This is a genomic window from Nonomuraea sp. NPDC048916, from assembly GCF_040649575.1.
GTDB lineage: Bacteria > Actinomycetota > Actinomycetes > Streptosporangiales > Streptosporangiaceae > Nonomuraea.
Genome location: NZ_JBEZFS010000003.1, coordinates 1 through 13,013, shown reverse-complemented (window position 1 = coordinate 13,013; position 13,013 = coordinate 1). Strand labels below are relative to the sequence as shown.

The 13,013-nt window shown below is 66.9% G+C and carries 15 protein-coding genes; 4 read left to right on the top strand and 11 right to left on the bottom strand.

Annotated features, from left to right (window positions below; genetic code table 11):
• Positions 1-166 precede the first annotated feature (166 nt).
• Positions 167-562: a hypothetical protein gene (locus tag AB0C16_RS03025; RefSeq protein WP_357678268.1), complete on the top strand. Its 396-nt coding sequence runs from the start codon at positions 167-169 to the stop codon at positions 560-562.
• Positions 563-686: 124 nt separating this feature from the next.
• Here AB0C16_RS03025 and AB0C16_RS03020 read toward each other — a convergent pair whose 3' ends face one another.
• From AB0C16_RS03020 to AB0C16_RS02980, 9 genes are all read right to left on the bottom strand, one after another.
• Entirely contained in the window at positions 687-1,862 is a 1,176-nt protein-coding gene (locus AB0C16_RS03020; protein ID WP_357678266.1) for an ABC transporter permease, read from the bottom strand.
• A complete protein-coding gene (locus tag AB0C16_RS03015; RefSeq protein WP_357678264.1) occupies positions 1,862-2,548 on the bottom strand; it encodes an ABC transporter ATP-binding protein in 687 nt (228 codons plus the stop codon). The genes AB0C16_RS03020 and AB0C16_RS03015 overlap by 1 nt, the downstream gene beginning before the upstream one ends.
• On the bottom strand, positions 2,541-4,310 hold the full coding sequence (locus AB0C16_RS03010) for a peptidoglycan-binding protein (RefSeq protein ID WP_357678262.1): 1,770 nt from the start codon (positions 4,308-4,310) through the stop codon (positions 2,541-2,543). The genes AB0C16_RS03015 and AB0C16_RS03010 overlap by 8 nt, the downstream gene beginning before the upstream one ends.
• 55 nt (positions 4,311-4,365) lie before the next feature.
• Entirely contained in the window at positions 4,366-5,262 is an 897-nt protein-coding gene (locus AB0C16_RS03005) for a hypothetical protein (protein WP_357678260.1), read from the bottom strand.
• Positions 5,259-5,576, bottom strand: coding sequence for a PadR family transcriptional regulator (locus tag AB0C16_RS03000; RefSeq protein WP_357678258.1), 318 nt, complete (start codon positions 5,574-5,576; stop codon positions 5,259-5,261). The genes AB0C16_RS03005 and AB0C16_RS03000 overlap by 4 nt, the downstream gene beginning before the upstream one ends.
• Positions 5,577-5,636: 60 nt before the next feature.
• On the bottom strand, positions 5,637-6,551 hold the full coding sequence (locus tag AB0C16_RS02995; protein ID WP_357678256.1) for a hypothetical protein: 915 nt from the start codon (positions 6,549-6,551) through the stop codon (positions 5,637-5,639).
• A gap of 316 nt (positions 6,552-6,867) precedes the next feature.
• On the bottom strand, positions 6,868-7,317 hold the full coding sequence (locus AB0C16_RS02990; RefSeq protein ID WP_357678255.1) for a hypothetical protein: 450 nt from the start codon (positions 7,315-7,317) through the stop codon (positions 6,868-6,870).
• Between the two features lie 147 nt (positions 7,318-7,464).
• Entirely contained in the window at positions 7,465-7,713 is a 249-nt protein-coding gene (locus tag AB0C16_RS02985; protein WP_357678253.1) for a GntR family transcriptional regulator, read from the bottom strand.
• Positions 7,714-7,817: 104 nt separating this feature from the next.
• Complete coding sequence (locus tag AB0C16_RS02980; RefSeq protein ID WP_357678251.1) at positions 7,818-8,948, bottom strand: NADAR family protein; 1,131 nt, start codon at positions 8,946-8,948, stop codon at positions 7,818-7,820.
• Between the two features lie 640 nt (positions 8,949-9,588).
• Here AB0C16_RS02980 and AB0C16_RS02975 point away from each other — a divergent pair.
• Both AB0C16_RS02975 and AB0C16_RS02970 read left to right on the top strand, forming a co-directional pair.
• The gene (locus AB0C16_RS02975) at positions 9,589-9,954 is read left to right on the top strand and encodes a tyrosine-type recombinase/integrase (protein WP_357678249.1); all 366 of its coding nucleotides are present in this window, start codon (positions 9,589-9,591) and stop codon (positions 9,952-9,954) included.
• Positions 9,955-10,038: 84 nt separating this feature from the next.
• Complete coding sequence (locus tag AB0C16_RS02970; RefSeq protein ID WP_357678247.1) at positions 10,039-10,587, top strand: GNAT family protein; 549 nt, start codon at positions 10,039-10,041, stop codon at positions 10,585-10,587.
• Positions 10,588-10,782: 195 nt separating this feature from the next.
• On the opposite strand, the gene AB0C16_RS02965 is transcribed toward AB0C16_RS02970, so the two are convergent.
• Positions 10,783-11,274 carry a hypothetical protein gene (locus AB0C16_RS02965; RefSeq protein ID WP_357678245.1) on the bottom strand — a complete coding sequence of 164 codons (492 nt, stop codon included), beginning with the start codon at positions 11,272-11,274 and terminating at the stop codon, positions 10,783-10,785.
• 67 nt (positions 11,275-11,341) lie between these two features.
• Positions 11,342-11,941, bottom strand: coding sequence for a short chain dehydrogenase (locus AB0C16_RS02960; RefSeq protein WP_357678244.1), 600 nt, complete (start codon positions 11,939-11,941; stop codon positions 11,342-11,344).
• A 69-nt stretch (positions 11,942-12,010) separates the two neighbouring features.
• On the opposite strand from AB0C16_RS02960, the gene AB0C16_RS02955 reads away from it, so the two are divergent.
• Positions 12,011-12,871 (top strand): LysR family transcriptional regulator, encoded by an 861-nt coding sequence (locus AB0C16_RS02955; RefSeq protein ID WP_357678242.1) that lies wholly within the window; start codon positions 12,011-12,013, stop codon positions 12,869-12,871.
• Positions 12,872-13,013 lie beyond the last annotated feature (142 nt).

Sequence of the window (13,013 nt, the reverse complement as noted above, 5' to 3'; positions counted from 1 at the left end):
AAACTACGAAGATCGGCCCGATGGGCGAATCCGTCATCGTGACGGTAGTCGCCGGCAGATCGGGTTCATCCAGGTCAGGGGGCTGACAGCCCGCCCGCTGCGCGATCAGAAGGGCCGGCGGTCATGCGCGTAATCCACTGGCAAGAAGGGTGTCCGCAGGTAGTCGATGAGCCGCCCCGACGACGTGGGAATGCTGATGACGGCGGTGTCGCCGCCGCCCGCCGAACTCCCGGTCGTGGACCTCGATGTCGGCGTACCGGTCCAGGGTCAGGACGGCGCGTGCCGCATCCGGGTCCGGCGCCCGGAGGCCCTGGAGTCAGTCGGTGAGCAGGAAAGCGCAAGCGTAGAGCGCGAGAGACGAAGCAACAGCCAGGATGAGCAGTTTTCGGGGGACGCGCGGCATGGCCAACCAAGCCGCGGCTGGATACGCGATCATCCCGCTGAAAATGATGAGGGCGAAGGCCTCGGCAGGCGATACGAGCAGCAACGCTTCGGCGACCTGCGTCGGGCAAGAGCCTGGTCATCAAGGCCACCCACGCCAGGAGAGCAACAGGAAGGGTGATCCCGACCACGCCTGCCATGACGATTCGCCGGCCGGCCTTCGATAAGGATGCATCCGGCTGCACTTCGATCACTCGCGCATAGTGGCACACAGGACGATACCTCGCTATGGCGAGGTTCCATCTTCAGCGCAGCGCGTCGACCGGTTCCATGCGGGCGGCGCGAAGTGACGGATGGAGCCCCGCCAGGAGGCCGACCAGCGCTCCGGCCAGCGGCGCCGCCACGGCCAGCCGCAGGTCGAGCACGGGCGTCCACTGCTTGGCCGCCGACACACCGACGATCGCGACCAGGCCGAGGCTGGCGCCGATAACCCCGCCGGTCAGTCCGGTCAGCGTCGACTCCAGGAGGAACTGGGCGGCGACGTGCCTGCGAGCGGCGCCCAGCGAGCGGCGCAGGCCGATCTCGGCGACCCGCTCCATGACCGTGACCAGCGTGACGTTGGCGATCCCCACCGCGCCGACGACCAGCGAGACCAGGCCGAGGATCAGGAACAGCGAGTTGACGTCGCTCTGAACGCCGTCGCGCGCTCTGGTGGGCGACGGCGGCGCGATGACCTGAAGCAGGCTCTCGTTGCCCGGGCTGAGCGCGAGCGGCGCCTGGTCTGCGATGAGGTCGGCGGCGCCCAGGCTGGTGTTGATGAGCACCCTGGTGACGTCCTTGAGCCCGAACTGTCTGCCGATCGTGGGCGGGACCATGACCGCGGTGCTGAGGTTGCGCTCCCTCTTCATCGCGCCGAGGATGCCGATGACGGTGTAGGCGTGCCTGCCGATGAAGATGGCGGGGGCGCGCTCCAGCCGGGTGATGCCGAGCAACTTGGCGGCGTGCTCGCCGACGACGACCACTTTGTCCTTGCGCGCGAGGTGTCCGGCGTCGAAGAAGCGGCCCTCGACCATGCTTCCCTTGACCGCCTGAGGCAGGCTGGGGCTGGAGGCGACCACCGTGAGGGTCTGGTCGGTCACTCTCGTGGGGTCCACGATCTTGCTGGAGCGCACGGTCAGGTTGGCGCTTTCCTTGGTCTCGGCGACGGCGGCGGCCGAGGTCACCCCTCGCAGCCGGGTGACCTGGTCGATGGCGTCCCATGCGACGACGACCGTGCGGCTCTCGGGAACCTCCACAGTGATCGTGGTGGCGGTCAGCTCGTCGAACCTGCCGACGATCTGGTTGCCCGCCGTGGCGGCGATCCCGAGCGTGATGACCAGCGTGGTGATGCCGAGCACGGTGCCCAGCGTGGTGAGGGCGGTCCTGGCGGGGCGGGCCAGCATGCCGGCCATAGCCTCGTTCAGCAGGTCACGAACGTCCACTACTCCTCCACCAGGAGGCCATCGGTGATCCTGACCCTGCGCTTGGCCCGGCCGCTGACCTGGGTCTCGTGAGTGATCACCACGATGGTCAGGCCCTGGTCGCGCAGGTCGTCGAAGAGGGCGAGGACCGCGTCGGTGTTATGGCTGTCGAGGTTGCCCGTGGGCTCGTCGCACAGCAGCAGCGAAGGGCCGCCCATCAGCGCCCTGGCGATCGCCGCACGCTGCCGCTCGCCGCCCGACAGCCGGTCGGGCGGGAAGTCCACCCGATGCGACAGGCCGACGCGGTCGAGCGCCGCCAGCGCTCTGGCCCTGCGGCCTTTGCGCCCGTTTTCGGCGGTGCCGCTCCGGTACACCTCGGCGAGCATCACGTTCTCCGCCACGCTGCGGTGGGAAAGGAGGTGGAAGGACTGGAAGACGAAGCCGATGCGGCTGCCGCGCAGCCTGGTCCGCTCTCCGTCGCGCAGCACGGTGGTCTCGATGCCGTCCAGCAGGTAGCTGCCCGAGCTCGGCGTGTCGAGCAGCCCGAGCACGTTGAGCAGCGTGGACTTGCCCGACCCCGAAGGACCGATGATCGCCACGTAGTCGCTCTGGTGAACCGCGAGCGAGACATCGGACAGCGCGCGCACCGGCGGATCGGTGGGGAACTCCTTGCTGACGGCGTCCAGGACGATGACGGGCTCAGGCACTGTTGACCACCACTCTGTCGCCCTTCTTGAGCGCGCCGGTGACCTCGACCTTGCCGTCAGCGGTCAGACCCGTGCGTACCTCGACGTCCCTGGTCCTGTCCGGCGCGATCTCCACCCGGACCCGCGCCTTGCCGTCCGCCGAGGTGATCACCGCGGCCACCGGGACGACGAGCACCTCGGTGTCCGTCGCGCCGACCGTCACCTTCGCGGTGACCGACGCGCCCGACAGGCTCTTTAGGCCCTTCTCCGACAGCGGGCTGATCAGCACCGGTTCAGAGCTCATCCCGGCGGCCTGCTCGCCCTGCTTCTCCTCGTCGGCGGACAGCTTCGCCTTCTCGCCGAAGGCGATCAGCCGCGCCGGATAGGTCTTGCCCGCCTCGGTCTCGATGACCGCCTCCAGCCCTTCCTTCAGCAGATCGACCTCGGTGGTTTCCACCGAGCCTGTCACCACGAAGGACGAGCTCGTCACGGTGGCGATCGCCTTGTCCACGGTCTCACCGGCCTTGACTCCGGCCTTGTGCAGGCGCGCGGGCAGCTTCGGCAGGAACACCAGCTCGCCCGGCGGAATCGTGGTGCCGTAGGTCCTCTTGTACTCGGCCAGCAGTTCCCTGGCCGCGCTCATGTCCTTCTTGGCGTTGGCGACCTTGAGCTTGACGGGCGACAGCTCGCGGGCCTGCCGCAACCCCTGCTCGGCGAGCGCGACGGCCTCCTTCGCGTCGCGTACGGTCTTGCCGAGCTCGCTCAGCTTCTTCTCACGCGCCTGGCGCGCCTCCTCCTCGATCCGCTCATAGGCGCTGTGCGCCGCCTCCAGGCCAGCGCGCGCGTTGGACAGCTTGAGCTCCAGCAAGGTCGTGTCGACGGGCCGCTGCGACGTGGGCGTGGGTGCGGGGGTGGTGCCCGGCGCGCTGGGCGACGCGCTCGGCTCGGGCCTGTCGCTCTCCGTCCTGGCCGCGGCCAGGTCCTGCTCGGCCTGGAGCAGCTTCTCCTCGGCCGCCCTCACCGCGGTGTCCGCGGCCTCGATCTTGGCGACGTCCTCGGGGGTGTACCGCCGCGACCTGGCCTTTTCAAGGGCGAGCCGGGCCGCCTTCAGATCCGCCCTGGCGTTGGCGAGCTGGAGCTTCAACGGCAGGACGTCGCTGCCCTGGTCGAGGATCTTCTGCTCCGCGGCCAGCGTCTCCTGCGCGGTCTGTACGGCCTTGCGCAGCGTGTCGAGCTGCTGCCTGGCATCGAGCGTGGGCTGCTGGGCCTCGTACCCATTCTTGGCGTAGAACCTGGTGACCGCCGTGACGGTGGGCGGGTCGTACACACCGGTGACGCGCGTGCCGTACCCGAGCCGGCGCAGCGAGCGCTGTAGCTGCTTGACGTCGTCGCCCTTGGCGCCCGGGCTGATGGTGCGGTGCATCGGCACCTTGCCCGGCATGGCGAAGACGGGCCTGCCGTTCACCTCCATGAGGATCCCGCCCTCGGTCACCTTGCCCGGGCGGGGGGCGCGGGTGGCGCGCTGGTTGGCGTCCGCACCGCCGACGACCCCGGCCAGCGTGATCGGCAGCGGCGAGCCGTACTCGAGGGTGCCGTTGACCACGATCGTGCTGGTGAGCTTGGTGCGTTCGACGGGCACGGTGACCAGCGAGGCCTTCGGCGGCTTGCGCAGGGCCGCCTCGTCGGCGGGCGAGCGCAGCCTGGTGCTGACTCCCCACCCGACGCCGGCGATCACGATGACGCCGGCGACGGTGCCGATCAGCACCTTGCGGGGGGACTTCACGTCGGAACTCCTTGTTTTCGGGCAGGCCGAACAGATCTCGTGGCCCTGTGGCGCGTCAGAGAAGGATGCGGCGCCTGGCGCGGAACGGCACGACGGCCGCCGCCAGCACCAGAACCACCAGCAGGGTCGTGTGCGCGATGTCCTGCCTGGTGAGGTGTTCGATGCTCTCGATGTTCTCGTAGAGCACGGCGATGGCGGGCACCAGGTAGACGCTCGCGGCGATCGCCCATCGGGAGTCGGCGGTGAGGTGGCCGGCGAGGGCGGCGCCGAGCAGCAGCACCACCTCCAGGCAGACCCGGGCCATGGCCGTCGGTGAGCCCGCGGCGATGTCGAGCCACGCGGGGTCCGAGCCGGCGAGCAGCGGCACCGCGGCCAGCCACCACCATGAACGGGCGCGCGGCCCGTCACGCCTGGCCGCCAGGACGAGCAAGCCGCCGACGAGCAGCACGTTGGAGGCCAGCGGAGCGATCGGGCCGCCGTGACCGTACAGCGGGGGTCCCGCCCACCATGCGTCGGGGAAGACCGGCAGCAACATGGCGTCCAGCCACGGGCTTCCCATGGTGATCGCCGTCATCTTGACGGCGACGATCCCCGCGACGGGGAGTGCCGGTCTGACGTGGCCGCGCAGGATGAGCACCAGCGCGGCGGCCGACAGCGCCAGCCACAACCGGATGCTGCCGGCGTAGGGGATGAGCACCGCGAGGTTGAGCACGGCCAGCGCCACGATGCCGTTGTGTAGCCCATCCGTCCAGGCGGGCCCCTGCGCCGCCGCGACGATGCGGGTGCGGATCCCACCCACGATGAGCGCGAACGCCTCACGTGGCGCAGGCAGTGCCTGCGCTGGCTTGGCGCTGTCCAGCAGGACGTCGACGAACTCGTCCCCGTGGTCGGCGCGGTAACCCTTGGGGTAGGCGCGCAACAGCCATCGGTAACGCCGCTCAAGCGTGGTCATGCGAAGGTGGCTCCCAGACTGGGGCGCCCCATCACCACGGCGGCCGCCTGCTGCATGCGCTGGGCCTCCGCCCTCACCAAGCGGTCGCCCTCCTCGGTGATCCTGAAGTAACGTCGCTTGCGGCCGTTGACGATCTCTTCGCGCTCGATCATGATGACGCCGTTGGCGGCCAGCCGGTCGAGGGCGCCGTAGAGGGTGCCGACGGGCAGCGTGATCCTGCCCTCCGAGAGGCCGACGACCTTCTTGATGATCGCGTGTCCGTGAAGCGGGCCATGCAGGAGTGCGGCGAGGACGAAGTAGCTCTGCTCACTCAAACCGGATGATCCCTTAGACATAGCAGCGAACGTACTTCGCTGGACGAAGTATCGTCAAGCTCATGTGCGCACTCCGTACTCCTCGTTCACCTTCGCCTCGATCTCCTGCGCCTTCGGCAGGTAGGCCGCATAGAAGTCCTTGCCACACTCGAGGTCGTCGAGTGCGATTTTGATCTCTTTGGTGAGATACGGCCTGGCCTGCGCGGCCGTGAGCATGGGCTCGAAGAACTGGCCTTCGCCCAGCTTGCTGTCGTCGATGTCGTCGGACTTGCCCAGGTTCACCACCATTGCTCGGGCCTCGTCGTAGCCTCGCGTGGCCATGGCGGTCGGATTGGCGCTCACCGTCCGGTAGCCCTCGCCCCTCAGGCAGTCGGCCATGCTCGTGGCCTTCTCCACCAGGCCGGGTTCGCCGTCGAGTGTGCGGCTCTTGGCTTGGGTCCTGGCCTCTTCCACCTGCTCGTAGTGGTCCATCTCCGACTTCACGACCTTGCCTGTGATCTTCTGGATCGCGGCCGTGTAGCAGGAGTCGTAGGCCTTTTCATACGCCTTGCGCTGCTGTTCGGACAGTGCGCTCTTGAACTGCGCGTTCGGGTTGATCTCCGGGTTGTCCGGCTTGACCATCGGGCTCTCGAATTCCTTGGGATAGATGTACGTCGCGAAGTGCCCGAAGCCGTACTTGGCCCGAAACGACTTCATCGCGCCATAGTCGCCGTTACTGGCGGCCTGGCGCTCCTGGCTCGGCGTTTTACCCTTGGCGACGAACGCGATGTACTTGAAACCCTTGCCCTTCATGCAGGTGGCCATCTCGGCCTGCCGGCGCTGCTCCACTCCTTGCGCCGTGGGGCTCGGCGCGGTCTCGGTCGCGGTGCCGGCGCACCCGGCGGCCAGGGCGAGGGCGAGTAAGGCCGCCGCGCGTCTCATCGCCCCAGCTCCACGTTGATGCGTGCGCAGCGCGGCCTGTGCGGGATCGAACATGGAATGGAACTCCTTGCTGCGCTCCAGATTGTCGAGCGCGCTCGTGATTGGTTCGAGGCATTGCCTCTGTCTCCGCAAAGGGCTCCCGAGAAGGGGCGTGCCACCCCGATCGGCTCTTCGGCCATACTTTCTGCGGAATGCCGAGGAAGTCCCTCAAGGCATCGCAGTCGCCCGCGTCCTGCTTGACCGGGGGCGGACCGCCGGCCGGTTCCTACGGTGGGGGATATCTTGACCCGGACAGGCGGCAAAGGTGGGCTATGGCGTGCTCATAGGCAACCGTCGCAGGGTTGCTCAGCATCGCATCCCGGCAGCGAAATCAACGGAAAATCGCCCTTGATCGTTGGCACGAAAAGAACCATACTTCGCCGAGCGAAGTATGGTCAAGCGGGCCCGGCAACGAGCGGGTCTTCAACCGCGACTCGTAATTCCCGACGCGCATTCGTACCGCCGGGACGCACCTTCGTGCCGCCAGGTACGGCACCGACCGCGCCGAACCCGGCCGGAGACAGGCCCCCGCCCTTCGAGCCACAACTGCGCGCTCGCTGGCATCGGCGCTGTAGTTCGCCTTGCGCCGAAACTCGGCCCGAACGCGATCACCGTCCTGCCGGGTTACGCCCCGCTCGGCCTGCCGATCGGCATCCTCGCCGTCGACCGCGCCTACACCGACCAGACCGCCGAACACTTCGCCCGGGCTGCCCGCACCCTGAGCTTCCAACTGGCGTTCGACTACAAACAGGACCAACGCGGCATCCAAGGCAACGTCCACGGCGCCCTGCTCATCGACGGCAACCTGGCCTGCCCCCCGATGCCCCAGCGCTGGCCCACGCCACCACCGGCCTGGGCGACCAAACCGTTCGCACCCCACCCAGCTCATCGCCGCCCGCCGCGCTCATGGTCGCCGCCGCCAACGAGCTCATCCTGCTCGCCTGGCAGCAAGTCCACGGATCAAGCCGTCCGCTCGCAGAGCTCGCATGACCTTCTGCCCGGTGGCGTTGGCAATGCCGAACTCCTCATTGAGGGCGACGAGCGACGGAATGCGCTCGCCAGGCTTGTAATCACCGCTACGGATGCGCTCCGCATGATGGCGTGCACTTGCCGCCACCTGGGCTGATTCGCCTTCAACTCCACCACCCGGGCAGCATAGAAAGCTGTTGCGCACCATAGCTTTCCCGCCGGTGCCACTGCACGCGGCCATGCACCCGCCAGGCCGAGAGGTGACAACCCTTCAAGGGGCTGCCCACCCAGGTGCAAGCCCTGTTTGCAGACTTAGCCATCCATCGCGAGCCCAAGTCGTTCGGCATGGAGTTCAGCTCTGACCAGTTCCAGCAGGCGACCCATCCAGTTACGGCCCTGCCGCCCTGCCGCGTGCCAATAGTCTGACCCCATGCCGGTGTAGTGGATGCGGGCGTTCCCCGTGCCGACCAAGATGTCGGCAAGGGACGGGTGCTGGGTGAACTTGGCGCGCAGCAATCGCATCATGACGACTGCCCGGACGGTCGCCCAACCGTCGACGCGGTCGGTCTCCTTGGCGAGGGTTTCAGCGTCGTAAGGGCGCTCGGCCATCATGATTCGCTCGCGCGCCGCCCGGTCCGCCGTGGACAGGGCCCAATAGGCATGGGTGATCGTCGGATAGGACACACCTCCGACCTCGATGTCGGCCGGGTACTCGTTGCGCAGGACCAGGATGCCCGGATCTTCCGGCCAGCCCTGCGGGAAAACCGTCTGGTACAGGGTGATCGCGCCTGCTTCTACGGGCTCGGGGTCGTCGGGCGGAGCAGGCCGCGAAGTCCTCCGATAACTGAGAACCTCCTCAAAGTAGCGAATCGCCTCTACCTGGTCGTCTTCGGTCACGACCTCCGGATCGTATGGCTGCCACTGCACCGGCAGAGTCTCACCGAGTTCAGCGATCAAGACCCGAAGCGGGACGTCTTTGCGATCCATGTCCCCCAGAACATACATTCGATCTATCTCCGGGATGGCCGAGTACGCCTCCCGCAGCGCACGCCGATCCTCTTCCGACCTGGTTTCCATGTATTTCTCGATCGCCAGCCAGCAGCGCTGTGAGGAGTCCGGGCGCCCGTTGAGCCGCTCGATCGCATCGGCTACCTGGCCCAGCAGATCGTCCGCCGTCACTGACATCGACGGCTCCGCCAGCTTCCAGGACGCGAGTTGATGAGCGGACACCCACGCCCCCGGCTTCAGCGACGTCGCGACCCAGCCGGTCTCCAAATGCCGTCGCAGCCCATCCAGATCCGTCAGCCCCCAGGCGTCGATAGCGCCGTCGGCATAGATCACCAGATCGCTCAGGAAGTATTGGCTGGCATTGCGGATGAACACCGGCCGTAACACGCCCTCGATCCGTTCCCCATCGACTTCCCGAAACGTTCGTCGTGGCACAGCGAACAAGCCTAAGCCATCGTGATCAACGCGGCCACGGCTTGCGGAGGTGTTCCTGGACCCGTTCAGAGACGTGTACGTCTTCCAGTCGCGTCCGTACGCGGCGGGGTGGCCGGGCGGGGACCGGCCCGGAGAGGCCGCACGCCCGCCCGGACCGCCCGGCCGCCCGCCGCTCATCGGGCGACGGCTTGATCTCGATCTCGTAGAGAAGGTATGAATCATGGACCGCTCAGCCCGGCTGTCGGAATGGTTTCGTTACCGCTGCTCGGCCAGCTCGGCACGCGCAGCCTCCGCGAGCTGCGCTCGATCCTCGTCCGCGCGGTCTCCCGAGCCCAGGCCCGCGACAAGGTGAAGCGCAATGTCGTGCTGCTCTGCGAGATCCCCAAGGGCAAGGATGGCCGCCCGTCCAAGTCGCTCACGCTCGACCAGGCGGAAGCCGTACTGAAGGCATCCGAAGGCACGGCCCTGCACGCATACGTGGTCCTGTCACTGCTCCTGGGAGCCCGTACGGAGGAACTCCGCGCGCTCACCTGGTCACACGTCAACATGGACGGCACACCGCCCTCCATCATGGTCTGGCGCTCAGTCAGGTACCAAGACCAAGAAGTCCCGCCGCACGCTGGCCGTACCGAGACGCTGCGTGGATGCCCTCAAGCTCCACCGCGCACGCCAGAACGTAGCCAAGAAGGCAGCAGGCACAAACTGGCAGGACAACGACCTCGTGTTCGCGTCCAAGGTCGGTACCGAACTGGACTCCCACAACGTCCGCCGCTCGTTTCGGGCCGTCCTCAAGAAGGCCGGCCTCAACGCCCAGGACTGGACACCACGCGAGATGCGGCACAGCTTCGTCTCGCTGCTCTCCGACGCCGGCATGCCCATCGAAGCCATCTCACGCCTGGTCGGCCACCGCAACACCACCGTCACCGAAACCGTCTACCGCAAGCAGCTCCGCCCCGTCCTCCTGGAGGGGGCCGAAGCAATGGACCTCATCTTTCCCGACGACTGATCTTCAACGCGAGTCGGCGGGATGGGACGGTCACGTTCACATCCCGCCTCCTCATACCGATCTAGGTTGCGTAAGATCCAGCCGATGTCATCCAGTACCTACCTCGCGCAAGGGCCGCGGGTGGCCGTTCGCCGCCTCTGTCTCCAAGACCACGAACAACTCCTTCCCCTGCATCGGGAAAGCGTCGAGATGTACCGCTCCTGGATGCCTGGCGCTCCGATCACGACATACGAAGCCTTCCGGGACTACCTCAAGCGGTTCGATGAGCCCGGCCACGAAGGCTTCGTCTTCTGCCTGCGGGGCACCGGTGCCGTCGTCGGCCGGGTCAACATCAACAACATCGTCCGGGGAACGCACCAGTGCGGAACGCTGGGTTACGCCTCGTACGCATCCACGACCGGCCGCGGCTACATGACCGAAGGTCTGGGTCTCATCATGGGGCTGGCCTTTGGCGAGTTGGGCCTGCATCGGCTGGAAGCGAACATCCAACCGCACAACACGCCGTCGCTGAACTTGGTTAAGCGCCTCGGCTTCCGTCGAGAGGGCTACTCGCCAGCCTTTCAGTACATCAACGGCGCATGGAGAGACCACGAACGGTGGGCCATCACCGCGGAGATGGCTGAGGACACGTAGTCACTCAGTTAGTCACCCAGCAACGCAAAAGGCCGCTTCCAACGCCCTGGAAGCGGCCTTTGAGCTGGGTGGGGTGTTCACGAGTAGGTCCTGCCTGCGGCGGAAGGACCACTTCCTTGATCGCTTCCCGGGTCGCGTTTGATCGTTTCCCGGACCTATTGCGTCGGTGATGGGGTCGAGGTGAAGGCCCTGGGGTCAGTCGGTGAGCAGGAAAGCGCAAGCGTAGAGCGCGAGAGACGAAGCAACAGCCAGGATGAGCAGTTTTCGGGGGACGCGCGGCATGGCCAACCAAGCCGCGGCCGGATACGCGATCATCCCGCTGAAAATGATGAGGGCGAAGGCCTCGGCAGGCGATACGAGCAGCAACGCTTCGGCGACCTGCCAGATGGCCGTCAGGAAGAGGGCGGCGAGGATTGCCACGGGCCAGGAGGGCCGTACTCGTAGGAGATGCAGCAGTGGCCAGGCGAGCACGATCGCAACCCAACGCCCGACCTCCCACGCCTGGACAAGATAGCCAAGACATCCGGTGTATTCGCCGCATTGCGGGGAGTCGGGGAAGAGCCTGGTCATCAAGGCCACCCACGCCAGGAGAGCAACAGGAAGGATGCTCCCGACCACGCCTGCCATGACGATTCGCCGGCCGGGCTTTGCATGCGATAAGGATGCATCCGGCTGCACTTCGATCATTCCCGCATGGTGGCACACAGGACGGTAACGGACGCTTCGTGGGCGGTTCTGGGAAGTCCTCTCAGCGCTACGGAAGGGTGTGAACCTGGCCGGTCTGGGCGCCTTCGATCGAGCGGACGTAAGCCTCGGCGACATCGCTAAGGTCTACCGGCGGGAAGCCGGGAAAGTAGGCCCCGTACTTATCGAGGTCTTCCGTGAAGATCGTCGGGGAGACGGCATTGATTCGCTGGGGTGCAATTTCGATGGCGGCCGCCCGCACGAACGCCTCCACCGCGCCGTTGGCCATGGACGCGGCACTGCCCGTGGCAACAGGCTCACGAGCCAGCACTCCGCTGATCAGGGTGAAGGACCCGCGCTCGGAAACGTGAGGAATACCCTGGCGCACCAGCTCGATCTGGCTGAGCACCTTGCCGTCGAACGCCGCCTGGTAGTCCTGCGGCGTCATCTCGGCGAACGGCTTCCAGGGGACATCGCCGGCGGCGCTGACCACGGCGTCGACCGCATCCGCCTTCGCGTACAGTGCCGTGATCTGAGCGGGGTCGGAGATGTCGTGGCGGAGGTCACCACTGCTTCGACCGACGGTGAGGACGTCGTGGCCACGCCCGAGCAGCGTCTCGCGCAAGGCGGTGCCGAGCGTGCCACCGGCGCCGATGAGGAGGATCTTCATGGCGACGACGTTACGGCGGTACGGAGCGGCAGTGAAATGCTCTTCAGGCGGCATTTATGCTCGGTGATTATGAATGTGGAGCTGCGGCATCTCCAGGCCTTGGTGGCGATCGGAGACGAGGGCACCATCACCGGTGCCGCGCTCGCTCTCCACATGAGCCAGCCCGCGCTTTCACGCACCTTGGAACAGTTGGAGAGCCGTCTGGGTACCCGGCTGGTGGAGCGCACCACCCGCCGCCTCACGCTCACCGAAGCCGGAAGGCGGCTGTGGGAGCACGCCCACCGCATTCTCGACCAGTTAGATACTGCGCTGGCTGAGGCGGTCACCGGGACGCAACCGCGCTCCATCCGCGTGGCCTTCGCCTGGTCCGCGCTGGGCAGCCACACGGTTCCTCTCCTTCGCGCCTGGCGTGACCGCCACCCCGACGCACCTGTGCACGTGCGGCGCGTGGATGACCCCGAGGCGGCCGTACGGCGAGGGGAGGCCGACGTGGCATTCCTGCGCGCCGAACCCACCCCGGATCCCAGCCTGGCGAGTTGCTCTCTCATCCGCGAGAAGCGTATGGCGGCCGTGCCCGAGGAGCATCCACTCGCCCACCGCTCGGCCGTGCGCTTGGCCGATCTCGCGGGCCAGCCTGTCGTCTTGTGCTCGACTGCCTCGACCACGCGCGCCGATTTGTGGCCTGATGCCCAGCGGCCCCCGACTTTCCAGGTGCCGGGTGTGGACGAATGGCTCACCACCATTGCCACCGGGGAAGCCGTCGGGGTGACCACTGCGGGCATCAGTTACACCCATCCCCACCCAGGTATTCGCTACCTGCCCCTGTCCGATGCCGCCCCTGTAACGGTGTATATGGTGTGGCCGAGCAACCCCTCTCATCCCGCGACCGATGCCTTTCGCCGGCTGGTGCAACAGCAACTGGTGTCCTAGTGCCGCATCAGGCCACGTTCGCCCTGTTGATGATCCTGCGTAGGCGGGGGTTGTGAGTGTTGCGGTTGCGCCAGGCGATGTAGCGGCGGATCATGCTGCCCTGCTCGCGGTGGCTGGCATGGTCTGTGCCGTTGAGGGTGAA

Coding starts and splice junctions, on each gene's coding strand:
- AB0C16_RS03025 (WP_357678268.1), top strand. CDS start 167: ATGAGCCGCCCCGACGACGTGGGAATGCTGATGACGGCGGTGTCGCCG.
- AB0C16_RS03005 (WP_357678260.1), bottom strand. CDS start 5,262: ATGACCACGCTTGAGCGGCGTTACCGATGGCTGTTGCGCGCCTACCCC.
- AB0C16_RS02995 (WP_357678256.1), bottom strand. CDS start 6,551: ATGTTCGATCCCGCACAGGCCGCGCTGCGCACGCATCAACGTGGAGCT.
- AB0C16_RS02985 (WP_357678253.1), bottom strand. CDS start 7,713: ATGGTGCGCAACAGCTTTCTATGCTGCCCGGGTGGTGGAGTTGAAGGC.
- AB0C16_RS02970 (WP_357678247.1), top strand. CDS start 10,039: ATGTCATCCAGTACCTACCTCGCGCAAGGGCCGCGGGTGGCCGTTCGC.
- AB0C16_RS02965 (WP_357678245.1), bottom strand. CDS start 11,274: ATGATCGAAGTGCAGCCGGATGCATCCTTATCGCATGCAAAGCCCGGC.
- AB0C16_RS02960 (WP_357678244.1), bottom strand. CDS start 11,941: ATGAAGATCCTCCTCATCGGCGCCGGTGGCACGCTCGGCACCGCCTTG.
- AB0C16_RS02955 (WP_357678242.1), top strand. CDS start 12,011: ATGAATGTGGAGCTGCGGCATCTCCAGGCCTTGGTGGCGATCGGAGAC.